We start from the raw sequence: 24,759 nt of genomic DNA, 5'->3' as shown, positions 1-24,759 counted from the left end.
TTCCATTGGCTGTTGTCGTTAAGCGTCAGCGTCAGCAAGCCGCTGGACGCCCCAATCCACACCGAGTTGCCGCTCAGGTTAATCTGACTGTCGGCAGTCTGGCTACGGTCAATGTCCACGTTGCCTGTAAACAGCGAGTGATTAGTACTATTCAGTACCACCGAGCCGGCGGCTGAGCCTTCGGTAGTGCTGTAGCCGGTTTTCAGCAGCGTCGTGCCGCTTAGCACTGCGTTGTCGGCTTCGATGTTGATGTCAGTGCCGGTCAGTACATTCACAGCAATGCCATCGGTGGCGACAATACCGGTATTCATCAGCTTTATATCTGCCAGCGTGGCTTGTTGTCTGATTAGACTGTGTCCCTTAATCACCTGAAATATAGTAACTACCTGTTTCCACAACACGTTAAACTATGGCTCGCTACGACCTTCCCGATGAAGCATGGACTATCCTTCGTCGCCATCGGCCAGTACCGTCACATCCGTAGCGCTCGCCTTGCCACCATTCTGCACCAGCAAACCATGATAATTGTCGCCATTAGCCTGCAGCGTCTGGTTACTTAGTACGAGTTTGTCGTCAGGACCTGCGACAATCGCGCCATGGTCGGCTAGCGCCTGGGGCGAAATGGCAAGTAGCAGTGCTGAAAAAAACGCACCGCCGATTGACAATGTATTATTGAGTGCAGAACCAGAACAGGAGGATTTTGCTTTACCACGCGCCAGTTCCGATGCGACGACATAGCCTTGCTGTGCATAATTCCAGATAACAAGATAATTCTTGTTCATGCTTTTTCCTTTATGGATCAGTCCATTCCGTAGAAGTCATGATGTAACAGAGCCGCAGAATCTTATTTCCTGCCACCCAACCTCATAAAATAAAACACCTCGGGAAAGTTAATAAAAACGGATTATTTACAAAAAATCCCTAATAAAAAATGGCCACAAAAGAACGCCACAGAAAACTCATTACCAGATAAAAAACAAAGGGAAATTTGATGCCTTTAAATAATAAAAGCTGTATTTCTCCAGACAAGCAGCAATGCAGTTTCGTTCAGGCTGTGTTTATTAACTGAGTTAATTTAATTCTATTGGCAGGGATTAATCAGGAAAAAATTTAATGTCGTTGACTCGCCAGTTAATTATTTTGAATATCAACCAATAATAAATTCAACAGACAAAAACGATAATAAAACACCAGAAAATGGATCAATATAACAAAATGAATAATTGACCCTGCTTAACCCGGTATGAGAAAAATTTATTGCGTCACCGGCATCCGTTAGCTGACGGAGCAGTGCGAGATGCTGGAAGAGCTGGCGAAGATGCAGGAAGACAGGGAAATTATCCTGCTGCATTTGCAGGAAGCGCTGACGCTGGTGGACAGGATGGAAGCCTTGTTGTGTCATCAAACCACACCCGCCCAGGCCGGCGCGCACTGATGCGCGCCGTCAGACGTTTTTGATCAGCTTATGCAGCAGCGGATAAGTAATCTGCTCAAACATCCCGGCGTTATTGAATGCCCGCGCCGCCAGCATCGCGCCGTGCACGCTGGCCATCAGCGTTTTGGCTTCGTTTTCGGCGCTGTCGCTGAGCTGGAAAACGCCGCTGGCGGCGCCTTTGCTCAGCTGGCGCGCTAACCAGCCGGAGAGATCGCTGAAGTGGCCGCTGACTTCCGTGGCGACATCCGGCGGCAGCGTGGGCATTTCCGCCGCCAGCATCGCGCAGATGCAGAAAGGCGAAGTTCCCTCTTTAATGCAGTGCGCCCAGTAATCGACGTAGGCTTTCACTTCGTTCAGCGGATCGTTGATCTGTTCATCCATCGCCTGCATGCCCGCCTGCGCCTCAGCACGATATTCCTCCACCACCGCTTTCACCAAATCGGCTTTGCCGGGAAAATGGTGATGAATGCTGGCCTTGCGGATATCCACCTGGGCGGCAATATCGGCATAGCTAAAGCTTTTATAGCCGCCGGCGGTGAGCAACTGGCGGGTGCAGGCCATGATTTCGCGGGCTTTAGAGGAACGGGCAGTCATAACGCAATCCGGTAGAACAACAGAGATCGGTCAACCTACTGGCAGGCAGGGAGGAAGTCAAGCCAGCGACCTGGCGCGCACCGCGCACTTTTTTCATTTTTTCAGCAATATTTTCGTCGCTGGTTCGTCTACCTCATCACTAACCCTGTTTGTCACTGTAATGAGGAACCCCAATGAGAGATTTTGACAGGCATCAGTATCCACGTGGTCACCGCTTTGGTCATCACCGCATGGCGAAACCGCTGCTGCTCGGCGTGGTGCTGTTTGCTGCCCTTGGCCTGCTGGTCATGTCGCTGTGGAATGCGCTGCTGCCGGAACTGACCGGCGTAAAAAGTATTGGCTTCTGGCAGGCGCTGGGACTGCTGGTGCTGTGTCGCATCCTGTTCGGCGGGCTGGGCTTCCATCCCGGTATGTTTGGCATGGCGCGTCGCCGCATGCATGAACGCTGGATGCAGATGACGCCGGAGCAGCGCGAAGCCTTTATACAGCAGTGGCGCGAGCGGTTTGGCGGCCGCGGTCATCATGGCGGACGCTGTGACTGGCACGATCGCCGCAGCCAGCGTGACGATCCGCGCCCGCCCGCAGACGATGCGCCCGCCAAATCCCCGGATGCAGAGTAAACGGCATGGCGCAGGATTCGCGGCTGCTGGCGGCCCTCAGCGCCTGCCGCACTAAGCTCAGCACCTTTATTCGCGGCCGCAGCGAGCGGCACGATGAGGCCGAAGATATCCTGCAGGAGATCAGCTGGAAACTGCTGCAGGTGGAACAGCCGGTGGAGAATGTCAGTGCCTGGCTGTTTCGCGCCGCACGCAACGAGATCACCGATCGATCGCGTAAAAAACGCGAACTCTCACTGTTTAACGCCGCCGGGGACGAGGATTTTCCCGAGGATGAAATTGCCGAAACGCTGTTTGGCGTGGCTCAGACGCCGGAGGATGAGTATCTGAAGACGCTGCTGTGGGGGAAGAGCTGGACGACGCCCTCGCGGAACTGCCTGCTGCGCAGCGCGAGGTATTTGAAAAGACCGAGCTGCTCGGCTTCAGCTATCAGGATCTGGCCGCCGAAAGCGGCGACAGCGTGCAGGCGCTGCTGTCGTGCAAACATAAAGCGGTTCTGTTTCTGCGCACCCGGCTGCGCAGCTAGTATGACGAACTCACGGCCTGACCTGCGCGACCCGATAGCCAAACGGCCATCGGGTTGCGTGCTTTACCACTAGGCCGCGGTGGGCTGCGGCTGTAACAGATCAATGCCCTCTCCCAGTATCGGCAGACACAGTGCAACCTGATGCTCTGCCGCCAGCTGGACGATCTGCGTAAACGGATCGTCCCAGCGGTGAAAAGCTAAATCAAAAGCCGCGTTGTGAATCGGAAACAGCCAGCGCGCGTTGAGGTCCTGAAACGCGAGCAGCGTGTCCTGCGGCAGCATATGAATGTCGGCCCAGCGCGCATCGTAAGCGCCGTTTTCCAGAAACGCCGCATCAAACGGACCGTATTTCCGGCCAATCGCTTTGAAACCGTCGAAGTAACCGGAGTCACCACCAAAAAACAGGCGGAACTGGTCAGAAATCAGCGTCCACGAACACCACAACCGTTTGTTGCTGTCGAACAGGCCACGTCCGGAAAAGTGCTGCGACGGCGTCGCGACAAAATGGATGCCGCCGATATCCTGCGACTGCCACCAGTCGAGCTGGATAACTTTCTCAGGCGCAACGCCCCACTTAATCAGCAAATCGCCGACGCCGAGCGGTGTGAGAAAGTGCTTCACCCGATCTTTCAGCTGCATGATGGTGTGGTAATCCAGATGATCGTAATGGTCGTGCGACAAGATAATACCTTCGATCGGCGGCAGATCGGCCACGGCAATCGGCGCTGGCTGAAAGCGCTTTGGCCCCAGTCGCTTAAAGGGTGACGCGCGCTCGGCGAACACCGGATCGGTCAGCCAGAACTGGCCATTGAGCTTCAGCAACAGCGAAGAGTGGCCGAGGCGAAAGACGCTGTTGGGCGCGGCCTGTGCCAGCGCGGAGGCCGTGATGGGCTGCACCGGCAGCGCGGCCGCCGGCTGGGTATCTTTCGGTTTATTGAACAGGAAATCCCACAGCATTTTGCGGTGGTCGCCAAAGCTCAGCGACTGACGCGGCTGGACATTGCGAAACTTTTTGCCATCAAACTGGGCGGAGTGCGGATACTCCCTGATTGCACCCCGGCAGAGGCTGGAACCCTTCAACATAGCGTGGATACCTCGAAAAAAGAGAAAGCTGGCTGGCAGCACCGGTAAACATCTGCGGCTACGTTAACCGTTTTATGCCGCGCGCGTCCTCACATTACGAGCCATCGCACAGACGGAAACGCAGAATTTCGCTGCCGGTGTGGCTTTTCCCTGGCGGATGACAGGGCGGCGGCAGGCAGGTAAAGTAACGCTTTTGCATGATTTTACGAGGGAAAATGAACACGCTTTTCGTCTACGGCACGCTGCAGCCGGGCCAGTGCAACGCGCATATCCTGGAAAATATTGGCGGTGAGTGGCTAGCAGGGACGGTCGCCGGCACTTACTATGCCAACGGCTGGGGCGCGGCGGCCGATTTTCCCGGCATTGTACTTGATGAGCACGGCGCGCGCGTGCCGGGTTATCTGTTCATCTCGGATCGGCTGGCGCTGCACTGGCCGATGCTGGATGAGTTTGAAGATGGCTACGACCGGGTGCCGGTTGAGGTCACCACGTCCGACGGCCAGCAGCGGACGGCGTGGATTTATCAGCTGCAGCCGCAGCAGGACGAGGCGCGCTAACGTTACCGGCGCGCGCGTTTGTCGCGCCTTGCCTAAACTGATCCTCACCGACTGTGAGGAGACGACATGATCACGATTTGTACCGCCTGCGGCACGTCTTATCAGCAGCAGCAACCTGCCCTTACGCAGTGTCGCATTTGTCAGGATGAACGCCAGTTTGTGCCGCCCGGTGGGCAGCAGTGGATCGATCAGTCTGCGCTGCGCGCCTCACATCAAAACCAGTGGCAACAGCTGGAGCCCGGGCTGCTCAGCCTGCAAACCGTACCGGATTTTGCCATCAACCAGCGCGCCTTTGTGCTGCAAACGCCCCACGGCAATATCCTGTGGGATTGCATCGCGCATCTGGATGACGCCACCGTCACGTTGCTGCGCGCGCTCGGCGGCCTGCATGCCATCGCCATCTCCCATCCCCACTATTACAGCACCATGCAGGACTGGGCCGACGCCTTCGACGCGCCGGTGTATCTGCACGCCAGCGACAGCGAGTGGATCATGCGCGCATCGCCCCGTCTGCAGCACTGGCACGGTGACAGCTGTGATCTGCTGCCGGGCGTGCGGTTGTTACGTCTGGGCGGCCACTTTGCCGGCGGCACGGTGCTGCACTGGACGCACGACGGCGGCGTGCTGCTGAGCGGCGATATTTTGCAGGTAACGCCCGGTGCCAGTGCGGTTTCGTTTATGTGGAGCTATCCCAATATGTTACCGCTGGCCGGCGCCACGGTGACGGCCATGCTGCAGCGGTTGCAGGGCGTGAAGTTTACGCGCCTGTACGGCGCGTTTGCCGGCCGCAAGATTCTCGCGCGTGCCGATGAGGCGGTGCAGCAGTCGGGCCGTCGCTATCTGGCCTGTCTGCACCCTCCGCAGCCGTAGCGCTTACACAGGCGCGCTGGATAAATATCAGGCGATCGCACCGCACACGGATGTTCAGACGTCTGGACGTATACTATAGTCGGTTTCCTGCAAACATAAGGAAACCTGCAAACAATGAAAAAAACATGGCTTACCGCCCTGCTGGCGGCCTCTGTCACCCTGCTCAGCGCCTGTGACAACCACAACGACAACAAAATCAAAGTGGCGATCAATACCGGACCGGATGAGGCGCTGTGGCAGACCGTGAAGCAGGTGGCACACGACAAATGTCAGCTCGATGTCGATGTGGTGGCGTTTAACGATTACGTGCAGCCGAACGAAGCGCTGTTCAATAAAGATGTGGACGCCAACGCGTTCCAGAGCCTGCCTTATCTGGAGATGCAGTCCAAAGAGCGCGGGTATAAATTCGCCGTCGTGACCAATACCTTCGTGTTCCCGATTGCCGGTTATTCACGCAAGATTAAATCACTGCGGGATCTGCCGGATGGCGCCACCGTGACCGTGTCTAACGAAGCGACCACCCTGGGGCTTAGCCTGCTGCTGTTGCAGGCGCAGGGCCTGCTGAAAGTGAAACCCGAAGCCGGTCTGCTGCCGACCACGCTGGACATTACCGACAACCCGAAAAAGCTGAAGATTGTGGAAGTGGATACGCCGCAGCTGGCGCGTACGCTGGACGATCCGCAGGTTTATCTGTCGATCATTAATAATAACTTTGCCGCGCTGGTGAATTTATCCGCCTCGCGTGACGGGATGTTTATGGAAGGCAAAGCGTCGCCGTACGTGAATGCGATTGTGGCGCGCGAAGATAATAAAGACAGCCCGAACGTGCAGAAGCTGAAAGAGGCGTTCCAGTCACAGCCGGTGCTGGATAAAGCCAACGAGATTTATAAAGGCGATATAAGTAAGTGTATGCGGTCGCCATAAATGGCGACCCTTATATCCCGATCATTCTCCTCCGGGTATGATGATCCCCGACTGATCATCGGGAAGTTGCTGGTGAGATGGGGGCGACCCCTGGGCATAAAGCCTGCTTTGTGGATTCATCCCCGGCAACTTAACTCCCGCCTTCAAGACCGGACGGTATCCTGTGCCCCGAGCACGCATCCATAAGGATGGTCATGGCGGTTTCCCTGTGCTGTTAAGGAGAATCTATACAAACCCGTATGCCTGTCGGCATTGATATTGCCTCCGGAAAGTTTGATGTGGCCGTCTGGAAAGGCGACACGTCTTACAAAACCAAAGTCTTTCCCAACACCCCTAAGGGCTTTATCGCCCTGAAAAAATGGCTGGAGCCGTTCGGCTGCTGCCATATCTGCATGGAGGCTACCGGCGCGTACAGTGAGCCGCTGGCCACCTTCCTGCACGACGAAGGCTATGATGTCAGCGTGGAAAATCCTGCGCGCATCAGGCGCTTCGGGCAGGCCGAGCTGAGCCGGAATAAGACGGATAAAGACGATGCGCGCATGATAGCGCGCTACTGTAAACTGCACGGTCCATCGCTGTGGCAGCCGGCGCCGCTGAATGAACGCAGGCTGAAAGCGCTGGTGAAGCGCCTGACGAATCTTCAGGAAATGCGGCAGATGGAAGAGAACCGGCTGGAGGTATCGGATGCGGTGGTGCAGCCCTCAATCCGCGTGGTCATTGCGGCGCTGGATGCGCAGATAGACGAAACGAAGCGGGCAATAAACGACCATATTGACAATGACCCGGGCCTTAAAAAGAACAGGGAACTGCTGGAGTCCATCCCGGGCGTGCTGGGCAGCACGATGCTGGCGTATATGGGGGACATGTCGAGGTTCAGCAGCAGCAAGGCTCTTGTGGCGTGGGTGGGGCTGAATCCGATGCGGCAGGAGTCCGGTGAGTGGAAGGGCAAAAGCAGGATATCGAAGATGGGCAACAGCGCGATGCGCAAGGCCCTGTACATGCCAGCGATAGTGGCGATGAAGTGGAATCCGGCGGTAAGTTTGCTGAAGAAGCTGCTGCAGCTGGCTTATGGTGTGCTGAAGTCGGGTCGTCCGTTCGATGCCGAAATATGTCTTGCCAGGTAACCGGCAAGACGGTATCTACAAAATATGGCCCGATGCGCATTCATGCGCATCGGATACAATCCCACAACCGTTGCCGTTTGTCATAGGGTGCGCATTTATGCGCACCGGGTAAACCTTAACGCAGAAACGCTGGCTGGCTGGATTCGTAGCGGGCGATAGACGCTTCATGCTGCAGCGTCAGGCCAATGCTGTCGAGGCCGTTGATCATGCAGTGACGACGGAAGCTGTCGATTTCAAAGCGGTAAACCTTGTCGCCGGCGGTGACGGTCTGCGCTTCGAGATCCACGGTGAAGCGGATGCCCGGCTGCGCGGCCACCAGCTTAAACATCTCATCGACCTGCTCTTCGCTCAGCTTCACCGGCAGCAGCTGGTTGTTAAAGCTGTTACCGTAGAAGATGTCGGCGAAACTCGGCGCAATCACCACGTGAAAACCGAAGTCGGTCAGCGCCCACGGCGCGTGTTCACGCGAGGAGCCGCAGCCAAAGTTCTCGCGCGCCAGCAGGATGCTGGTGCCTTTGAACTCCGGCTTATTCAGCACGAAGCTGGCGGTCGGCTGGGTGCCGGCATCATCATCAAAACGCCAGTCGTGGAACAGGTGCGCGCCAAAGCCGGTGCGCGTCACTTTCTGCAAAAACTGCTTCGGGATGATGGCATCGGTGTCGACGTTTGCTGCATCCAGCGGGGCCACAATCCCGGTGTGTTGGGTAAATTTGTTCACCATGGCTTAAGCTCCCTGAGTCAATTCACGAATGTCGGCAAAACGACCGGTTACCGCCGCCGCAGCAGCCATCGCCGGGCTCACCAGATGGGTGCGACCGCCGCGACCCTGGCGACCTTCAAAGTTACGGTTACTGGTTGAGGCACAGCGCTCGCCCGGATTCAGACGGTCGTTGTTCATCGCCAAGCACATTGAACAGCCCGGCAGACGCCACTCAAAACCGGCTTCGAGGAAGATTTTGTCCAGGCCTTCGGCTTCAGCCTGCGCTTTCACCGGACCGGAACCCGGCACCACCATCGCAACCACGCCCGGCGCCACTTTGCGGCCTTTGGCGATCGCGGCGGCCGCGCGCAGATCTTCGATACGTGAGTTGGTGCAGGAGCCAATAAACACTTTATCGATCGCCACCTCAGTCAGTTTGATGCCCGGCTGCAGGTCCATATAGGCCAGCGCTTTCTCGGCGGAAGCACGTTCAACCGGATCGGCAAACGAGGCCGGATTCGGGATGGCCTGATCCACGGCCATCACCTGGCCCGGATTGGTGCCCCAGGTGACCTGCGGCGCGATATCGGCAGCATTCAGCGTCACGACTGCATCAAACTGCGCGTCGCTGTCGGACTTCAGCGTGCGCCAGTAAGCCACCGCCTGCTCCCACTGCTCGCCCTTCGGCGCAAACTGCTTGTCTTTCAGATAGGCAAACGTAGTGTCATCCGGTGCCACCAGACCCGCTTTGGCGCCCATCTCAATCGCCATGTTGCACAGCGTCATGCGGCCTTCCATGCTCAGCGCTTCAATCGCCGGGCCACAGAATTCAACCACGTGACCGGTGCCGCCGGCGCTGCCGGTTTTACCGATGCTCGCCAGCACAATGTCTTTGGCGGTGATGCCTGGTGCAGCTTCGCCCAGCACTTCAATCTTCATGGTCTTCGCCCGACCCTGTTTCAGGGTCTGGGTGGCGAACACGTGTTCCACTTCGGAGGTACCGATACCGAACGCCAGGGAACCGAAGGCGCCGTGCGTTGCGGTGTGCGAGTCGCCGCAAACGATAGTCATGCCCGGCAGCGTCATGCCCTGCTCAGGACCGATAACGTGCACAATGCCCTGGAACGGGTGGTTCAGGTCATACAGCTGAATGCCGAACTCAGCACAGTTCTTCATCAGCTCCTGCATCTGAATACGCGCCATTTCACCCGAGGCGTTGATGTCTTTGGTCTGGGTTGAAACGTTGTGATCCATGGTGGCAAAGGTCTTCGACGGCTGGCGCACTTTACGGCCGTGCGCACGCAGACCGTCAAACGCCTGCGGCGAGGTGACTTCGTGAATCAGGTGACGATCGATATACAGCAACGGCGTTTCGTCTGGCGCTTCGTGAACGACATGTGCATCAAATAACTTCTGGTATAAGCTTTTCATTTTGTTATTTTTCCTCGCTGATGTAACCGGCAATGATGCTGCCCATTTCATCGGTGCTCACGGCAGGGCCGTCACCGGCCAAATCACGGGTGCGATGGCCCGCTTCCAGCGCACGGCTTACCGCGCGCTCAATGCTATCCGCAGCGGCGTCAGCGTTTAGGCTGAAACGCAGCAGCATCGCCAGCGACAGAATCTGCGCAATCGGGTTAGCTATATTCTGGCCGGCGATATCCGGTGCGGAACCGCCCGCCGGTTCGAACAGGCCGAATCCATCTTCATTCAGGCTGGCCGAAGGCAGCATGCCCATCGAGCCGGTAATCATCGCGCACTCGTCCGACAGAATGTCACCAAACAGATTCGAGCAGAGTAAGACGTCAAACTGCGACGGATCCTTAATCAGCTGCATGGTGGCGTTGTCGATGTACATATGGCTCAGCTGTACGTCCGGGTAATCCTTCGCTACTTCGTTGACGATTTCACGCCACATCACCGACGTCGCCAGCACGTTAGCTTTATCTACCGAGGTCACTTTGTTACGACGCTTGCGCGCGGCTTCAAAGGCGTTGCGGGCAATACGCTCAATTTCGAAACGGTGATAGACTTCAGTATCAAAAGCGCGTTTATGCGCGCCGCTGCCTTCGCGGCCTTTCGGCTGGCCAAAATAGATGCCGCCGGTCAGCTCACGCACGCACAGGATATCGAAGCCGCGGGCGGCGATGTCGCTGCGCAGCGGGCAAAATGCTTCCAGACCTTTATACAGCGCCGCCGGACGCAGGTTGCTGAACAGCCTGAAGTGTTTACGCAGCGGCAACAGCGCACCGCGCTCAGGCTGGCCGGCCGGCGGCAGGTGTTCCCACTTTGGACCGCCCACCGAGCCAAACAGAACGGCATCAGCCTGCTCAGCACCGGCCACGGTGGCGGCGGGTAAAGGTTCACCGTGACGATCGATGGCGATACCGCCGACATCATATTCGCTGGTGGTGATGCGCATATCGAAGCGCGCGCGAATCGCGTCGAGTACTTTCATGGCCTGCGCCATCACTTCCGGACCGATTCCGTCGCCTGGCATTACCGCAATATGATAAGACTGAGTCATAGTTACACCGTTTCCTTCTGATCTTTAAATTTACGCTGCAATTCTTTTTCGACCTGCTTTGCCCGCCAGATGTTGTTCAGGGCATTCACCATCGCTTTCGCCGAGGATTCGACGATATCGGTCGCCAGGCCCACGCCGTGGAATTTACGCCCGTTGTAATTGACGACGATATCGACCTGACCCAGTGCGTTTTCGCCGTGGCCTTTCGCGGTCAGCTTGTAGTTCACCAGCTCAGCATCGAAGCCGGTGATACGGTTAATAGCCTGATAGACGGCATCAACCGGACCGTTGCCGGTGGCGGCGTCGGCTTTGGCCTCTTCGCCGCAGCCCAGCTGCACCGACGCCGTCGCGGTGACGCTGGAGCCGGTCTGCACGTTGAATTCGTTCAGCTGGAAGTACTCCGGCTCTTCATTCTGCTTATTAATGAAGGCCAGCGCTTCCAGGTCGTAATCGAACACCTGGCCTTTTTTGTCCGCCAGCTTGAGGAAGGCGTCGTACAGCGTATCTAGGTTGTAATCGGACTCTTTGTAACCCATATCTTCCATACGGTGCTTCACGGCGGCACGGCCGGAGCGGGACGTCAGGTTCAGCTGAATTTTGTGCAGGCCAATCGATTCTGGCGTCAGGATTTCGTAGTTTTCGCGGTTCTTCAGCACGCCATCCTGATGAATGCCGGAAGAGTGAGCGAAGGCGTTGGAACCGACCACCGCTTTGTTGGCCAGGATCGGCATGTTGCAGATCTGGCTGACAATCTGGCTGGTGCGGTAGATTTCCTGATGATTGATATTGGTGTGCACGTTCATGATCTGCTGGCGGGTTTTGATCGCCATGATCACCTCTTCCAGCGCACAGTTGCCGGCGCGCTCGCCCAGGCCGTTCAGCGTGCCTTCGACCTGACGCGCACCGGCCAGCACCGCCGCAATGGCGTTACCGGTCGCCATGCCCAGATCGTCATGGGTGTGTACGGACAGAATCGCTTTGTCGATGTTGGGTACGCGCTGTACCAGCTGACCAATAATATTGGCGTACTCGCCCGGCAGGGTATAGCCTACAGTGTCCGGAATATTGATGGTGGTGGCGCCGGCGTTGATCGCGGCTTCTACCATGCGGCACAGGTCGTCAATCGGCGTACGGCCGCCGTCTTCGCAGGAGAACTCAACGTCATCGGTATAGTTGCGCGCCCGCTTAATCATGTGCACCGCGCGTTCAATCACTTCCGGCAGCGTGCTGCGCAGTTTAGTGGCGATGTGCATCGGCGAAGTGGCGATAAAGGTGTGAATACGGAACGCGTCGGCCACGCGCAGCGATTCGTAAGCCGCGTCGATATCTTTCTCTACACAGCGCGCTAGGCCACACACGCGGCTGTTTTTGATGGTCCGGGCAATGGTCTGCACGGATTCGAAATCACCCGGCGAAGAGACCGGAAAACCGACTTCCATTACATCCACGCCCATCCTTTCCAGTGCCAGGGCGATCTGCAGTTTTTCTTTAACACTCAGGCTGGCCTGTAATGCCTGTTCGCCGTCGCGCAGAGTGGTATCGAAAATTATTACTTGCTGGCTCATGGTCATCTTCCTTTTGCATTGACTTCGCCGGTGCTACGAGCATAAAAAACCCGCGCAGTGGCGCGGGTTTTTTAACTTTCAGCAGGTTCGAATCAGTTGTTGATTTCGCCCACGAGTCTACCGCGCAAACTGGATGCGTTAAGTAGTAGACCGAGTAGACGAAAAGAACGTGACATTAATCAAACCTCGTAAAATGAGTGCTGCGCATATTGGTACTGGATTCGCCTAGCGATGTCAACCCTAAGTGAAAGGGTATTTATCTGGCCGGAAAAGGGCGATGTGCTGGGATTATCGGTCATCACAGAGCATTGCCATTAATTAACGGTGGCTTAGCGCGTTATGCCACTTTAAAAAATCTTCTAAAAAAGGTGGGTAATTTTAAGTTGCTGAATTATATGTTTTTAGTAAGGATTATTCGTCAGGTTGAAAAACAAGATAAAGCTTGTTGCTTAGCAGATTGTGATGTGGAAGAGGGATTTAAGAGTTAATCACGCCAGAAACGCGGTAACGGAAAAATTGTGGGCTAAACACGCTGGCAATATGAGAATCATATTTCTTACAACACGCTGTAAATAATCTGCAAACCAGCATTTTCCTCTGTCCATATGCTATCGCATTAGTTTATTCCTCCCGGGCGATAATCACGCGTCAGTGCCTTTTTTGCCACTGACAGCGCCGTGCCGCCTTATGACGTTTGCAGGCCGGGTTTTCTGCGGTTATGGTAATCGACCTACTCTCAAAAGAATCCACGCAGGTAGATTCCCTGTACCTGGAAGACGAAATGAATGGCGTCTTCTGAGCATAAACAGAAGGTTTTGATCTTAATTGGCAATAAAGGGACAGATGCGAGCGGCACGCAGGATAGCGTTTGCTGGCGCAGCTGGCTCTCAAGCCTGGAGGCAGAAAATGGAGATGTTGTCAGGAGCCGAAATGGTCGTCCGTTCGTTAATCGATCAGGGCGTTAAGCAGGTATTCGGTTATCCGGGCGGTGCGGTGCTCGATATTTATGATGCGCTGCAAACGGTCGGTGGTATTGACCACGTGCTGGTGCGCCACGAGCAGGGCGCCGTACATATGGCGGATGGCCTAGCGCGCGCGACCGGCGAAGTCGGCGTGGTGCTGGTCACCTCTGGTCCTGGCGCCACCAACGCCATCACCGGTATTGCGACCGCTTATATGGATTCCATTCCGCTGGTGATCCTCTCCGGTCAGGTGCTGTCCTCGCTGATTGGCTATGACGCCTTCCAGGAGTGCGACATGGTGGGGATTTCGCGTCCGGTGGTGAAGCACAGCTTCCTGGTGAAAAGCACCGAAGAGATCCCCACGGTGCTGAAAAAAGCCTTCTGGCTGGCGGCCAGTGGTCGTCCGGGACCGGTGGTGATCGATCTGCCAAAAGATATTCTGAATCCGGCTAACAAGCTGCCGTACGTGTGGCCGGAAACCGTCAGCATGCGTTCTTACAATCCGACGCTGCAGGGCCACAAAGGCCAGATCAAGCGCGCGCTGCAGACGCTGCTGGCGGCGCACAAGCCGGTAATTTACGTCGGCGGCGGGGCCATTACTTCTGGCTGCGAGGCGGAACTGCTGCAGCTGGCAGAGCAGCTGAATATTCCGGTTACCACCTCGCTGATGGGGCTGGGCGCGTTCCCGGGCACGCATCGCCAGTGTGTGGGCATGCTCGGTATGCACGGCACGTATGAAGCTAACATGACCATGCATAATGCCGATCTGATCTTTGGTATCGGCGTACGCTTTGACGATCGCACCACCAACAATCTGGCTAAGTATTGCCCGAATGCCACCGTGATGCACATTGACGTCGATCCGACCTCGATCTCCAAAACCGTCAGCGCCGATATTCCGATTGTCGGCGATGCCAGACAGACTCTGACGCAGATGCTGGAGCTGCTGGCACAGAGCGAGGCGAAGCAGGAGCTCGACAGCCTGCGTGACTGGTGGCAAAGCATTGAAGGCTGGCGCAGCCGCAAGTGCCTGGAATTTGACCGTACCAGCGACAAAATCAAACCGCAGGCGGTGATCGAAACCATTCGTCGTCTGACGCACGGCGAGGCGTATGTGACCTCGGACGTCGGCCAGCACCAGATGTTCGCCGCGCTTTACTACCAGTTCGATAAACCGCGTCGTTGGATCAACTCCGGCGGCCTCGGCACCATGGGCTTTGGCCTGCCGGCGGCACTCGGCGTGAAGATGGCGCTGCCGCAGGAAACCGTGATTTGCGTGACCGGCGACGGCAGTATTCAGATGAACATTCAGGAGCTGTCGACCGCGCTGCAGTACGATCTGCCGGTGCTGGTGCTGAACCTGAACAACCGCTTCCTCGGCATGGTGAAACAGTGGCAGGACATGATTTACTCCGGCCGCCATTCACAATCCTATATGGAATCGCTGCCGGACTTCGTGCGCTTGGCGGAAGCCTATGGCCACGTGGGCATCGCGATTAAGCATCCGGCTGAGCTGGAAGAGAAGCTGCAGCTGGCGCTCGATACGCTGGCGAAAGGGCGTCTGGTCTTTGTGGATGTCACGGTGGATGGCAGCGAGCACGTCTACCCGATGCAGATTCGCGGTGGCGCGATGGATGAGATGTGGTTGAGCAAAACGGAGAGGACTTAATTATGCGTCGTATTTTATCAGTTCTGCTGGAGAACGAATCCGGCGCATTGTCGCGCGTGGTGGGGCTGTTTTCCCAGCGCGGCTATAACATTGAGAGCCTGACCGTCGCGCCGACCGACGATCCTACACTGTCGCGCATGACCATTCAGACCGTGGGCGACCAGAAAGTGCTGGAGCAGATCGAAAAGCAGCTGCACAAGCTGGTGGACGTGTTGCGCGTCAGCGAACTGGGGCAGGGCGCTTACGTCGAGCGTGAAATCATGCTGGTGAAGATTCAGGCCAGCGGGTACGGTCGTGAAGAGGTTAAACGCAGCGCGGAAATTTTCCGTGGGCAGATTATCGATGTGACACCGACGCTGTACACGGTTCAGCTGGCCGGCACCAGCGATAAACTTGACGCGTTCCTGAACACCGTACGCGAAGTGGCGGAAATCGTTGAAGTGGCGCGTTCCGGCATCGTCGGGGTATCACGAGGCGATCGCGTAATGCGTTAATACCGCAAAGTTATCATCGGTTTTCAAGCTAACCCGGCGGAATGCCGGGTTTTTTTATTTTATGCGCTTCGGCCGCTTGTGCATGAAAAGCGGTTGCTCAGCGTACTGTTCTGCGGTTAGATGTTACAAATGTTTTACCCTTAGCTACTCTGCGGACATTTTCGCCAGCCCTGGCTTATCAGAATTAAGGTGTCATCGTGAAACTGGATGAAATTGCGCGCCTGGCGGGCGTGTCGCGCACCACGGCGAGCTATGTCATTAATGGCAAAGCGCGGCAATATCGTGTCAGCGACAAAACCGTTGAGAAAGTAATGGCGGTGGTGCGTGAATACAACTATCACCCCAACGCGGTGGCTGCGGGTCTGCGCGCCGGACGCACCCGTTCGATTGGTCTGGTGATCCCCGATCTGGAAAACACCAGTTATACCCGCATCGCGAACTATCTTGAACGCCAGGCGCGTCAGCGCGGCTATCAGCTGCTGATTGCCTGTTCCGAAGATCAGCCGGATAACGAAATGCGCTGCATTGAGCACCTGCTGCAGCGTCAGGTGGATGCGATCATCGTCTCCACGTCGCTGCCGCCGGAACACCCGTTCTATCAGCGCTGGGTCAACGATCCGCTGCCGATTATCGCGCTGGACCGCGCGCTGGATCGTGAACACTTCACCAGCGTGGTTGGTGCCGATCAGGATGACGCTCAGGCGCTGGCGGCTGAATTGCGTCAGCTGCCGGTGAAAAACGTGTTGTTTCTCGGCGCGCTGCCGGAGCTGTCGGTCAGCTTCCTGCGTGAAATGGGTTTCCGCGAGGCGTGGCAGGGCGATGAACGCCCGATCGATTTCATCTATTGCAACAGCTTTGACCGCGCCGCTGCGGCGACGCTGTTTGAAAAATACCTCGAAGACCACGCGATGCCCGAAGCGCTGTTTACCACGTCGTTTGGCCTGTTGCAGGGGGTGATGGACGTGACGCTGAAGCGTGACGGCCGCTTGCCGACAGACCTGGCTATTGCGACTTTCGGCGACCACGAATTATTAGACTTTCTGGAGTGCCCGGTGCTGGCGGTAGGGCAGCGCCATCGCGATGTTGCTGAGCGTGTGCTGGAGTTGGTGCTGGCTTCGCTGGATGAGCCACGCAAACCGAAGCCAGGGTTAACCCGTATCCGCCGTAATTTATTCCGCCGCGGACAATTAAGTCGTCGCGCTAAATGAAGCGTCGGGCGAGACGTCGCCCGCGCTAATTTCTCCTTCCCATATTTAACCAGGCGCACACGGGCGTAAAAAAGCGTAAATTATCATAGCCCCGGCTAACGAATTATCGGCGCTGGATTTTCTTATTTGTTTACATCATTCAGCAATCGCGCATAGCAGAGCTGACGCGATGGTGCTGGGCTTTCTTTCAGAAATCCCCTAAAATGCCGCCGCCGTCGCAGATTGGGGCAGAATAATCGCAGCGGTAAAATTGCGCTAATTTTCACCGATAAATCTGACGCAAATTTTTTTATACTGTTATTCATCAGGTTAATTTTAAATTGACCATTCATTCTCCTCTTATTCTTCTCTCCGGTTAATTTCATTCGGTGTAAAGAGTGATATTCACTTGCCGTTGCGGCTTGACAAGGATTTCATCGGCTCCGTAAACTCGTTTCGTGGTAAAAAGTGGGATAAAGTGGTGAAAACGGGTAACTGAGGGGTAGGGCTGGCATGTTCCGTGGAGCAACGTTAGTCAATCTCGACAGCAAAGGGCGCCTGGCGGTGCCGACGCGTTATCGCGAATTGCTGCTCGCAGAGTCTCAGGGTCAAATGGTTTGCACCATTGACCTCCATCAGCCCTGCCTGCTGCTTTATACCCTGCCCGAATGGGAAATTATTGAGAAAAAACTGGCCCAGTTATCCAGTATGAATCCGAACGAGCGTCGCGTGCAGCGTCTGCTGTTAGGACATGCCAGCGAGTGCCAGATGGATAACGCAGGCCGTTTACTGCTGGCGAATACGTTGCGCCAGCATGCGAGCCTGACCAAAGAAGTGATGCTGGTTGGACAGTTCAACAAGTTTGAGCTGTGGGATGAACAGACTTGGTATCAACAAGTTAAGGACGATATTGACGCAGAACAGTCAGCTCAGGAGCCTTTATCTGAGCGGTTGCAGGACTTGTCGCTATAGCTATGCAGGAAAATTTTAAACACACCACGGTGCTGCTGGATGAGGCGGTTAACGGCCTTAATATCAGGGAAGACGGCATTTATATTGACGGCACCTTTGGTCGCGGTGGTCACTCACGCCTGATCCTGTCGCAGCTTGGCGCGCACGGGCAGTTACTGGCGATTGACCGCGATCCGCAAGCCATAGCCGCAGCCGCTGAGATAAAGGATCCACGTTTTTCGATTGTGCACGGGCCGTTTTCAGCGCTGGCTGAGTATGTCGAAGAGCGCGGGCTGACCGGCAAAATCGACGGCGTACTGCTGGATTTGGGCGTCTCTTCGCCTCAGCTGGATGACGCCGAGCGCGGTTTCTCCTTTATGCGCGACGGGCCGCTGGATATGCGTATGGACCCCAGGCGCGGTCAGTCGGCAGCTGAGTGGTTGCAGAGCGCGGAAGAGGCAGACATTGCGTTTGTGCTGAAAACCTACGGGGAAGAGCGCTTCGCGAAACGCATCGCCCGCGCCATCGTCGAGCGCAACCGGGAACAGCCGATGACGCGCACCAAAGAGCTGGCCGATCTGATTGCGGCGGCAACGCCGGTCAAAGATAAGTTCAAGCATCCGGCGACGCGCAGCTTCCAGGCGATACGCATCTGGCTCAACAGTGAGCTGGAAGAGATCGATATCGCGCTAAAAGGGGCATTGACGGTGCTGGCACCGGGCGGGCGTTTATCCATCATCAGCTTCCACTCGCTGGAGGATCGGCTGGTGAAGCGCTTTATGCGTGACCAGAGCCGCGGTCCGCAGGTGCCGGCCGGGATTCCGATGACCGAGAGCCAGCTGAAAGCGCTGGGTGGACGTGAACTGAAAACCCTCGGCAAGCTGATTCTTGGCGAGGCCGAAGTCAAAGACAACCCGCGCGCGCGCAGTTCGGTCCTGCGTATCGCTGAGAGAACCGCATCGTGATTGGCAATGAGCGTCACAGCCTGCCCGGCGTCATTGGTGGCGATCTGCTGCGTTTTGGCAAGATCCCGCTGCTGCTGATCGCCGTACTGGTTTCTTCGGTGCTGGTGGTGACCACCACGCATAAGACCCGTCTGCTGACGGCGCAGCGTGAGCAGCTGGTGCTGGAGCGTGATGCGCTGGATATCGAATGGCGCAACCTGATCCTCGAAGAGAATGCGCTGGGCGATCATAGCCGGGTAGAACGGATAGCAACCGATAAGCTGCAGTTGCAGCATGTTGATCCTTCACAGGAAAATATTGTGGTGCAGAAATAAGGAATCGCAGACCCCAATGAGCGGCGCAGGCAAAACGCTGAAGTTAAGAAAAAAGGAAGATAAGGCCAGCTTTGTAAGCTGGCGTTTTGCGTTGCTGTGCGGCTGTATTCTTCTGGCGCTGGGCGGATTGCTGTCGCGCGTGGCGTGGCTGCAGGTCATCAGCCCGGATATGCTGGTCAAAGAGGGCGATTTACGTTCGCTGCGCGTGCAGGAAGTGCCTACCGCACGCGGCATGATCAGCGATCGCGCCGGACGCCCGCTGGCGGTAAGCGTGCCGGTTAACGCCATCTGGGCCGATCCCAAAGAGCTGACCGAGCACGGCGGCGTCACCGTTGATAGCCGCTGGAAAGCCTTGTCGGATGCGCTGTCGATCCCGCTCGATCAGCTGGCGGCGCGCGTCAACGCCAATCCAAAAGGACGCTTTATTTACCTCGCCCGTCAGGTTAACCCGGCGATTGGCGAATACGTGAAAAAGCTCAAGCTGCCCGGTATTTACCTGCGTCAGGAGTCGCGCCGCTACTATCCGGCCGGCCAGGTCACCGCCCACCTGATTGGCTTCACTAACATTGACGGCCAGGGCATTGAAGGCATTGAAAAAAGCTTTGATAAATGGCTGACCGGCGAGCCGGGCGAACGTACCGTGCGTAAAGACCGCTACGGGCGGGTGATTGAAGATATCTCCTCGGTCGACAGCCGCGCCGCACACAACCTGACGCTGAGCATCGACGAGCGCCTGCAGGCGCTGGTGTATCGCGAACTGAACAATGCCGTTGCCTTCAACAAAGCCGAATCGGGCACTGCGGTGCTGGTGGACGTGAACACCGGCGAAGTGCTGGCGATGGCCAACAGCCCGGCTTACAACCCCAATAATCTCAGCAACACGCCGAAAGACGTCATGCGTAACCGCGCCATTACTGACATCTTCGAGCCGGGTTCCACCGTAAAACCAATGGTGGTGATGACCGCACTGCAGCGCGGCGTGGTGAAAGAGAACAGCGTTCTGAACACCGTGCCGTATCGCATCAATGGTCATGAGATCAAAGACGTGGCGCGCTATAACGAATTGACCCTTACCGGGGTTCTGCAGAAGTCGAGTAACGTCGGGGTTTCGCGCCTCGCGTTAGCGATGCCCTCCTCAGCGCTGGTAGAAACTTACGCGCGCTTTGGCTTGGGTAAACCGACCAATTTGGGGCTGGTCGGGGAAAGTAGTGGCTTATACCCTCAAAAACAACGGTGGTCTGACATAGAGAGGGCCACCTTCTCTTTCGGCTACGGGCTAATGGTAACGCCGTTACAGTTAGCGCGAGTCTACGCAACCATTGGCAGCTACGGCATCAATCGCCCGCTGTCGATTACCAAAGTTGACCCGCCGGTGGCGGGCGAGCGCGTTTTCCCGGAAGACCTGGTGAAAACCGTGGTGCACATGATGGAAAGCGTGGCGCTGCCGGGTGGCGGTGGCGTTAAAGCCGCCATCAAGGGCTATCGCATCGCGATCAAAACCGGTACCGCGAAAAAAGTCGGGCCGGACGGACGCTACGTTAATAAATACATTGCTTACACCGCAGGCGTTGCGCCTGCCAGTCGCCCGCGTTTTGCGCTGGTGGTGGTGATCAACGATCCCCAGGCCGGTAAATATTATGGTGGTGCGGTTTCTGCACCGGTGTTTGGCGCCATCATGGGCGGTGTTCTGCGCACCATGAACATTGAACCGGATGCGCTGCCAACGATGGATAAAAACGAGTTGGTGAAGAATAAGAGAAGTGAGGAGTCAAGTGACAGATCGTAACCTGCGCGACTTGCTGGCCCCGTGGGTGCCTGGCGCGCTGGCGCGTCCACTCCGTGACATGACACTGGACAGCCGCGCTGCGGCTGCTGGCGATCTGTTTATCGCCGTGGCGGGTCATCATGCTGATGGACGTCGATTTATTCCACAGGCCATCGCCCAGGGTGTGGCGGCGGTCATTGCCGAGGCTGAAGGCGAAGCCAGCGATGGTGATATCCGCGAGATGCACGGCGTCCCGGTCATCTATCTGGCCCAGCTGCCGCAGCGCCTTTCCGCGCTGGCCGGGCGTTTCTACCAGCAGCCGGCTGACAAACTGAAGCTGATTGGTGTGACCGGCACTAACGGCAAAACCACCACCACGCAGCTGATTGCGCAGTGGGCCAACCTGCTGGGCGAAACCGGCGCGGTGATGGGCACGGTGGGCAATGGCCTGTACGGTCAGCTGGTGCCGAGTGAAAACACCACCGGCTCGGCGGTGGATGTACAGCATATTCTGCACGACCTAGTCGGGCAGGGGGCTACCGTCGCCGCGATGGAAGTCTCCTCGCACGGTCTGGTGCAGCATCGCGTGGCCGCGCTGCCGTTTGCCGCCGCGGTATTTACCAATCTGAGCCGCGATCACCTTGATTATCACGGTGACATGCAGGGCTACGAATCAGCCAAGTGGCTGCTGTTCTCTGAGCATCAGGTAGGCGAGGCCATCATCAACGCCGACGATGAAGTGGGCCGCCGCTGGCTGGAAAAATTACCGGATGCCGTGGCTGTCACGCTGAGCAACAACCTACAGCCCGGCTGTCGTGGCCGCTGGCTGCAGGCGACGGTGATTGATTATCACGACGGCGGCGCACACGTGCAGTTCAGTTCGAGCTGGGGCAATGGCGAGTTTGACAGCCGCCTGATGGGTGCCTTTAACGTCAGCAATCTGCTGCTGGCGCTGGCGACACTGCTGACGCTGGATTATCCGCTCGACACGCTGGTAGCCAGTGCCAGCCAGCTACAGCCGGTGTGCGGTCGTATGGAAGTGTTCACCGCCGTGCACAAGCCGACGGTAGTGGTGGATTACGCACATACGCCAGACGCGCTGGAAAAAGCGCTGGAAGCGGCCCGGCTGCACTGCAAGGGCCAGCTGTGGTGCGTATTTGGCTGCGGTGGCGACCGTGACAAAGGCAAACGTCCGCTGATGGGCGCGATTGCCGAACAGTTTGCCGATATCGTGGTGATCACCGATGACAATCCGCGGAGCGAAGAGCCGACGGCGATTATTAACGACATTCTCACCGGCCTGCTCGATCCGGGCCGGGCCTGCGTCATTGCAGGACGAGCGCAGGCGGTCACCCATGCGGTGATGCAGGCCAGCGCCGACGACATCGTGCTGGTGGCCGGTAAAGGCCACGAAGATTATCAAATCATCGGCAACCGCCGCCTTGACTACTCTGACCGCGACACCGTCGCCCGTTTGCTGGGGGTAATGGCATGATTCCGGTTACGCTACAGATCCTGGCAGAGATTAGCGGTGGGCAACTGCACGGCAGCGATCTCACTATTGCGGATGTCACCACGGATACCCGTAAAGTCACCCTAGGCAGCCTGTTTGTCGCGCTGGTGGGCGAACGTTTTGATGCGTACGATTTTGCCGCAGACGCTATCGCCAGTGGCGCACAGGCGCTGCTGGTGAATCGTCGTTTAGCGGTTGACGTGCCGCAGGTGGTGGTCGCTGACACGCGTATCGCTTTTGGTCAGCTCGGCGCTTGGGTGCGTCAGCAGGCGAAAGCGCGCGTGGTGGGGCTGACCGGCTCCTCCGGTAAAACTTCCGTGAAAGAGATGACCGCGGCGATTCTGCGCCAGTGCGGTGAAACGCTGTACACCGCGGGCAATCTCAACAACGATTACGGCGTGCCGATGACGCTGCTGCGTCTTACCCCGCAACACGCGTATGCCGTGATTGAAATGGGCGCGAACCATCAGGGTGAAATCGCCTACACCACCAATCTGGTGCGTCCGGAAACCGCGCTGGTCAACAATCTGGCGGCGGCGCATCTGGAAGGCTTCGGTTCACTGGCGGGCGTGGCAAAAGCCAAAGGCGAAATCTTTGGCGGCTTACCGGTGCACGGCACCGCAATCATCAACGCTGACAGCAACGATCTGCCCAACTGGCAGTCGCAGTTCGCTGACAAAATCCTGTGGCGCTTTTCGCCGCAGCCGATGGCAGACGCGGAGTTCCGCGCCAGCGATATCGTACTGCGCGCTGACGCCACGCTGTTTACCCTGCACACGCCGCGCGGCGACATCGCCGTCGAGCTGCCGCTGCCGGGTCGGCACAATATCGCTAATGCGCTGGCTGCTGCCGCGCTGGCGCTGTCGGTTGACGCGCCGTTAACCGCTATCCAGTCTGGCCTTAAAACCTTACAGCCCGTTCCTGGGCGCCTGTTCCCGATTCGCCTCGCCGGTAATCAGCTGCTGCTGGATGACAGCTACAACGCTAACGTTGGCTCGATGACCGCCGCTGCACAGGTACTGGGCGACATGCCGGGCTTCCGCGTCATGGTGGTCGGCGACATGGGCGAGCTGGGCGACGAAGCCGAAGCCTGTCATCGTCAGGTGGGCGAAGCGGCGAAAGCCGCCGGTATTGATTGTGTGCTGAGCACCGGCAGCTTCAGCCATTTGATTAGTGAAAGCAGCGGCCGGGGCGAACATTTCGCCAGTAAAGCTGAACTGACTGAACGTTTACGCACGCTGCTGTCCCAACATGCGGACATCACTATTTTGGTTAAAGGTTCACGTAGTGCCGCCATGGAGCAGGTAGTACAGAGCTTACAGGAGAAAGGAACATGCTAGTCTGGCTGGCCGAACATCTGGTCGCATTTTATTCCGGCTTTAACGTCTTTTCCTATCTGACGTTTCGCGCCATTGTCAGCCTGCTGACCGCTCTGTTCATCTCTTTATGGATGGGCCCGCGCCTGATCGCCTGGCTGCAGAAACTGCAGATTGGCCAAGTGGTACGTAACGATGGTCCGGAGTCGCACTTCAGCAAGCGCGGCACGCCGACCATGGGCGGCATAATGATTCTGACCTCCATCACGGTTTCGGTGCTGATGTGGGCTTATCCCTCCAATCCTTACGTCTGGTGCGTGCTGGTGGTGCTGGTCGGTTTTGGCGTGATTGGCTTCGTTGATGACTATCGCAAAGTGGTGCGTAAAGACACTAAGGGCCTGATCGCGCGCTGGAAATATTTCTGGATGTCGGTGATTTCGCTCGGCGTGGCGTTCGCGCTGTTCATTGCCGGTAAGGATACGCCTGCCACACAGCTGGTGGTGCCGTTCTTCAAAGATGTTATGCCGCAGCTCGGCCTGTTCTACATGGTGCTGGCCTACTTTGTGATTGTCGGTACCGGTAATGCGGTAAACCTGACAGACGGTCTGGATGGTCTGGCCATCATGCCAACGGTCTTTGTCGCGGCGGGATTTGCACTGGTGGCCTGGGCGACCGGTAACGTGAAATTTGCCGAGTATCTGCACATCCCGTATCTGCGCCACGCCGGTGAGCTGGTGATTGTCTGTACCGCAATTGTCGGGGCCGGTCTGGGCTTCCTGTGGTTCAACACCTATCCGGCGCAGGTCTTCATGGGCGACGTGGGTTCGCTGGCGCTGGGGGGCGCACTGGGCACGCTGGCAGTGCTGCTGCGTCAGGAATTTTTGCTGGTGATCATGGGCGGCGTATTTGTGGTTGAGACGCTGTCGGTGATTCTGCAGGTGGGTTCGTTCAAGCTGCGCGGTCAGCGTATTTTCCGCATGGCGCCGATTCACCATCACTATGAACTGAAAGGCTGGCCGGAGCCGCGCGTGATCGTGCGCTTCTGGATTATTTCGCTGATGCTGGTGCTGATTGGCCTGGCAACGCTCAAGGTACGTTAAT

Annotated in this window: 24 protein-coding genes and 1 pseudogene; 17 read left to right on the top strand and 8 right to left on the bottom strand. The window is 57.0% G+C overall.

What is annotated here, in order from left to right; all coding sequences use genetic code 11:
* Positions 1-443 precede the first annotated feature (443 nt).
* Positions 444-782 (bottom strand): ESPR domain-containing protein, encoded by a 339-nt coding sequence (locus tag AC6I8M_RS12815; protein WP_010617075.1) that lies wholly within the window; start codon positions 780-782, stop codon positions 444-446.
* Between the two features lie 515 nt (positions 783-1,297).
* Here AC6I8M_RS12815 and AC6I8M_RS12810 point away from each other — a divergent pair.
* Entirely contained in the window at positions 1,298-1,435 is a 138-nt protein-coding gene (locus AC6I8M_RS12810; protein WP_010617074.1) for a hypothetical protein, read from the top strand.
* Positions 1,436-1,444: 9 nt separating this feature from the next.
* Here AC6I8M_RS12810 and AC6I8M_RS12805 read toward each other — a convergent pair whose 3' ends face one another.
* Positions 1,445-2,029 carry a TetR/AcrR family transcriptional regulator gene (locus AC6I8M_RS12805; RefSeq protein ID WP_010617073.1) on the bottom strand — a complete coding sequence of 195 codons (585 nt, stop codon included), beginning with the start codon at positions 2,027-2,029 and terminating at the stop codon, positions 1,445-1,447.
* A 173-nt stretch (positions 2,030-2,202) separates the two neighbouring features.
* On the opposite strand from AC6I8M_RS12805, the gene AC6I8M_RS12800 reads away from it, so the two are divergent.
* Entirely contained in the window at positions 2,203-2,649 is a 447-nt protein-coding gene (locus AC6I8M_RS12800; protein ID WP_058948995.1) for a hypothetical protein, read from the top strand.
* Positions 2,650-2,654: 5 nt separating this feature from the next.
* A pseudogene (locus tag AC6I8M_RS12795) lies at positions 2,655-3,172 on the top strand (RNA polymerase sigma factor).
* A 69-nt stretch (positions 3,173-3,241) separates the two neighbouring features.
* Here AC6I8M_RS12795 and AC6I8M_RS12790 read toward each other — a convergent pair.
* Positions 3,242-4,255, bottom strand: coding sequence for an MBL fold metallo-hydrolase (locus AC6I8M_RS12790; protein WP_010617070.1), 1,014 nt, complete (start codon positions 4,253-4,255; stop codon positions 3,242-3,244).
* A 215-nt stretch (positions 4,256-4,470) separates the two neighbouring features.
* Between AC6I8M_RS12790 and AC6I8M_RS12785 the strand changes: the two genes are divergently transcribed.
* The 4 genes from AC6I8M_RS12785 to AC6I8M_RS12770 all read left to right on the top strand — a co-directional run bounded on the left by AC6I8M_RS12785 (position 4,471) and on the right by AC6I8M_RS12770 (position 7,730).
* Positions 4,471-4,812 carry a gamma-glutamylcyclotransferase family protein gene (locus AC6I8M_RS12785; RefSeq protein WP_010617069.1) on the top strand — a complete coding sequence of 114 codons (342 nt, stop codon included), beginning with the start codon at positions 4,471-4,473 and terminating at the stop codon, positions 4,810-4,812.
* Between the two features lie 66 nt (positions 4,813-4,878).
* Positions 4,879-5,682 carry an MBL fold metallo-hydrolase gene (locus tag AC6I8M_RS12780; RefSeq protein WP_498013405.1) on the top strand — a complete coding sequence of 268 codons (804 nt, stop codon included), beginning with the start codon at positions 4,879-4,881 and terminating at the stop codon, positions 5,680-5,682.
* A 114-nt stretch (positions 5,683-5,796) separates the two neighbouring features.
* Positions 5,797-6,606: a MetQ/NlpA family ABC transporter substrate-binding protein gene (locus AC6I8M_RS12775; RefSeq protein WP_022547128.1), complete on the top strand. Its 810-nt coding sequence runs from the start codon at positions 5,797-5,799 to the stop codon at positions 6,604-6,606.
* Positions 6,607-6,845: 239 nt separating this feature from the next.
* The gene (locus tag AC6I8M_RS12770) at positions 6,846-7,730 is read left to right on the top strand and encodes an IS110 family RNA-guided transposase (protein WP_498013404.1); all 885 of its coding nucleotides are present in this window, start codon (positions 6,846-6,848) and stop codon (positions 7,728-7,730) included.
* Between the two features lie 115 nt (positions 7,731-7,845).
* On the opposite strand, the gene leuD is transcribed toward AC6I8M_RS12770, so the two are convergent.
* The 5 genes from leuD to leuL all read right to left on the bottom strand — a co-directional run bounded on the left by leuD (position 7,846) and on the right by leuL (position 12,698).
* Positions 7,846-8,451, bottom strand: a complete 606-nt coding sequence (leuD, locus tag AC6I8M_RS12765) for a 3-isopropylmalate dehydratase small subunit (protein WP_010615598.1) — start codon at positions 8,449-8,451, stop codon at positions 7,846-7,848.
* A gap of 3 nt (positions 8,452-8,454) precedes the next feature.
* Complete coding sequence (gene leuC / locus AC6I8M_RS12760) at positions 8,455-9,861, bottom strand: 3-isopropylmalate dehydratase large subunit (protein WP_010615599.1); 1,407 nt, start codon at positions 9,859-9,861, stop codon at positions 8,455-8,457.
* A 4-nt stretch (positions 9,862-9,865) separates the two neighbouring features.
* Entirely contained in the window at positions 9,866-10,957 is a 1,092-nt protein-coding gene (gene leuB / locus AC6I8M_RS12755) for a 3-isopropylmalate dehydrogenase (protein ID WP_010615600.1), read from the bottom strand.
* A gap of 2 nt (positions 10,958-10,959) precedes the next feature.
* Positions 10,960-12,522, bottom strand: a complete 1,563-nt coding sequence (leuA, locus tag AC6I8M_RS12750; protein ID WP_010615601.1) for a 2-isopropylmalate synthase — start codon at positions 12,520-12,522, stop codon at positions 10,960-10,962.
* 92 nt (positions 12,523-12,614) lie between these two features.
* Entirely contained in the window at positions 12,615-12,698 is an 84-nt protein-coding gene (leuL, locus tag AC6I8M_RS12745; protein ID WP_125308910.1) for a leu operon leader peptide, read from the bottom strand.
* 730 nt (positions 12,699-13,428) lie between these two features.
* Between leuL and ilvI the strand changes: the two genes are divergently transcribed.
* The 10 genes from ilvI (at position 13,429) to mraY (ending at position 24,758) form a co-directional block, all read left to right on the top strand.
* Positions 13,429-15,153 carry an acetolactate synthase 3 large subunit gene (gene ilvI, locus AC6I8M_RS12740; RefSeq protein ID WP_010615602.1) on the top strand — a complete coding sequence of 575 codons (1,725 nt, stop codon included), beginning with the start codon at positions 13,429-13,431 and terminating at the stop codon, positions 15,151-15,153.
* A gap of 2 nt (positions 15,154-15,155) precedes the next feature.
* Positions 15,156-15,647: an acetolactate synthase small subunit gene (ilvN, locus tag AC6I8M_RS12735; protein ID WP_010615603.1), complete on the top strand. Its 492-nt coding sequence runs from the start codon at positions 15,156-15,158 to the stop codon at positions 15,645-15,647.
* Positions 15,648-15,844: 197 nt separating this feature from the next.
* Positions 15,845-16,855, top strand: a complete 1,011-nt coding sequence (cra, locus tag AC6I8M_RS12730) for a catabolite repressor/activator (RefSeq protein WP_010615604.1) — start codon at positions 15,845-15,847, stop codon at positions 16,853-16,855.
* Between the two features lie 492 nt (positions 16,856-17,347).
* Positions 17,348-17,806: a division/cell wall cluster transcriptional repressor MraZ gene (gene mraZ, locus AC6I8M_RS12725; RefSeq protein ID WP_010615605.1), complete on the top strand. Its 459-nt coding sequence runs from the start codon at positions 17,348-17,350 to the stop codon at positions 17,804-17,806.
* 2 nt (positions 17,807-17,808) lie between these two features.
* The gene (gene rsmH, locus AC6I8M_RS12720) at positions 17,809-18,750 is read left to right on the top strand and encodes a 16S rRNA (cytosine(1402)-N(4))-methyltransferase RsmH (RefSeq protein ID WP_010615606.1); all 942 of its coding nucleotides are present in this window, start codon (positions 17,809-17,811) and stop codon (positions 18,748-18,750) included.
* Positions 18,747-19,064 (top strand): cell division protein FtsL, encoded by a 318-nt coding sequence (ftsL, locus tag AC6I8M_RS12715; protein ID WP_010615607.1) that lies wholly within the window; start codon positions 18,747-18,749, stop codon positions 19,062-19,064. The genes rsmH and ftsL overlap by 4 nt, the downstream gene beginning before the upstream one ends.
* A 16-nt stretch (positions 19,065-19,080) precedes the next feature.
* Positions 19,081-20,850, top strand: coding sequence for a peptidoglycan glycosyltransferase FtsI (locus tag AC6I8M_RS12710; RefSeq protein ID WP_022547131.1), 1,770 nt, complete (start codon positions 19,081-19,083; stop codon positions 20,848-20,850).
* Entirely contained in the window at positions 20,837-22,324 is a 1,488-nt protein-coding gene (gene murE / locus AC6I8M_RS12705; RefSeq protein WP_010618895.1) for a UDP-N-acetylmuramoyl-L-alanyl-D-glutamate--2,6-diaminopimelate ligase, read from the top strand. Before AC6I8M_RS12710 ends, murE begins: the two co-directional genes overlap by 14 nt.
* The gene (gene murF, locus AC6I8M_RS12700) at positions 22,321-23,682 is read left to right on the top strand and encodes a UDP-N-acetylmuramoyl-tripeptide--D-alanyl-D-alanine ligase (protein ID WP_010618896.1); all 1,362 of its coding nucleotides are present in this window, start codon (positions 22,321-22,323) and stop codon (positions 23,680-23,682) included. Before murE ends, murF begins: the two co-directional genes overlap by 4 nt.
* Positions 23,676-24,758: a phospho-N-acetylmuramoyl-pentapeptide-transferase gene (gene mraY / locus AC6I8M_RS12695; protein WP_010618897.1), complete on the top strand. Its 1,083-nt coding sequence runs from the start codon at positions 23,676-23,678 to the stop codon at positions 24,756-24,758. Before murF ends, mraY begins: the two co-directional genes overlap by 7 nt.
* Position 24,759: the final 1 nt, after the last annotated feature.

This window comes from Type-A symbiont of Plautia stali, assembly GCF_059731155.1.
The sequence above is the reverse complement of the archived record's forward strand: the minus strand, read 5'-3'. Positions and strand labels throughout refer to the sequence as shown.

What these genes read in the sequence shown, in the direction of transcription:
- AC6I8M_RS12805 (WP_010617073.1), bottom strand. Translation starts at nt 2,029, where the DNA reads ATGACTGCCCGTTCCTCTAAAGCCCGCGAAATCATGGCCTGCACCCGC.
- AC6I8M_RS12710 (WP_022547131.1), top strand. Translation starts at nt 19,081, where the DNA reads ATGAGCGGCGCAGGCAAAACGCTGAAGTTAAGAAAAAAGGAAGATAAG.
- AC6I8M_RS12815 (WP_010617075.1), bottom strand. Translation starts at nt 782, where the DNA reads ATGAACAAGAATTATCTTGTTATCTGGAATTATGCACAGCAAGGCTAT.
- AC6I8M_RS12790 (WP_010617070.1), bottom strand. Translation starts at nt 4,255, where the DNA reads ATGTTGAAGGGTTCCAGCCTCTGCCGGGGTGCAATCAGGGAGTATCCG.
- leuL (WP_125308910.1), bottom strand. Translation starts at nt 12,698, where the DNA reads ATGTCACGTTCTTTTCGTCTACTCGGTCTACTACTTAACGCATCCAGT.
- leuC (WP_010615599.1), bottom strand. Translation starts at nt 9,861, where the DNA reads ATGAAAAGCTTATACCAGAAGTTATTTGATGCACATGTCGTTCACGAA.
- leuA (WP_010615601.1), bottom strand. Translation starts at nt 12,522, where the DNA reads ATGAGCCAGCAAGTAATAATTTTCGATACCACTCTGCGCGACGGCGAA.
- AC6I8M_RS12800 (WP_058948995.1), top strand. Translation starts at nt 2,203, where the DNA reads ATGAGAGATTTTGACAGGCATCAGTATCCACGTGGTCACCGCTTTGGT.
- AC6I8M_RS12810 (WP_010617074.1), top strand. Translation starts at nt 1,298, where the DNA reads ATGCTGGAAGAGCTGGCGAAGATGCAGGAAGACAGGGAAATTATCCTG.
- AC6I8M_RS12785 (WP_010617069.1), top strand. Translation starts at nt 4,471, where the DNA reads ATGAACACGCTTTTCGTCTACGGCACGCTGCAGCCGGGCCAGTGCAAC.
- AC6I8M_RS12780 (WP_498013405.1), top strand. Translation starts at nt 4,879, where the DNA reads ATGATCACGATTTGTACCGCCTGCGGCACGTCTTATCAGCAGCAGCAA.
- mraY (WP_010618897.1), top strand. Translation starts at nt 23,676, where the DNA reads ATGCTAGTCTGGCTGGCCGAACATCTGGTCGCATTTTATTCCGGCTTT.
- ilvN (WP_010615603.1), top strand. Translation starts at nt 15,156, where the DNA reads ATGCGTCGTATTTTATCAGTTCTGCTGGAGAACGAATCCGGCGCATTG.
- ilvI (WP_010615602.1), top strand. Translation starts at nt 13,429, where the DNA reads ATGGAGATGTTGTCAGGAGCCGAAATGGTCGTCCGTTCGTTAATCGAT.
- AC6I8M_RS12770 (WP_498013404.1), top strand. Translation starts at nt 6,846, where the DNA reads ATGCCTGTCGGCATTGATATTGCCTCCGGAAAGTTTGATGTGGCCGTC.
- murF (WP_010618896.1), top strand. Translation starts at nt 22,321, where the DNA reads ATGATTCCGGTTACGCTACAGATCCTGGCAGAGATTAGCGGTGGGCAA.
- leuD (WP_010615598.1), bottom strand. Translation starts at nt 8,451, where the DNA reads ATGGTGAACAAATTTACCCAACACACCGGGATTGTGGCCCCGCTGGAT.
- leuB (WP_010615600.1), bottom strand. Translation starts at nt 10,957, where the DNA reads ATGACTCAGTCTTATCATATTGCGGTAATGCCAGGCGACGGAATCGGT.
- rsmH (WP_010615606.1), top strand. Translation starts at nt 17,809, where the DNA reads ATGCAGGAAAATTTTAAACACACCACGGTGCTGCTGGATGAGGCGGTT.
- mraZ (WP_010615605.1), top strand. Translation starts at nt 17,348, where the DNA reads ATGTTCCGTGGAGCAACGTTAGTCAATCTCGACAGCAAAGGGCGCCTG.
- AC6I8M_RS12775 (WP_022547128.1), top strand. Translation starts at nt 5,797, where the DNA reads ATGAAAAAAACATGGCTTACCGCCCTGCTGGCGGCCTCTGTCACCCTG.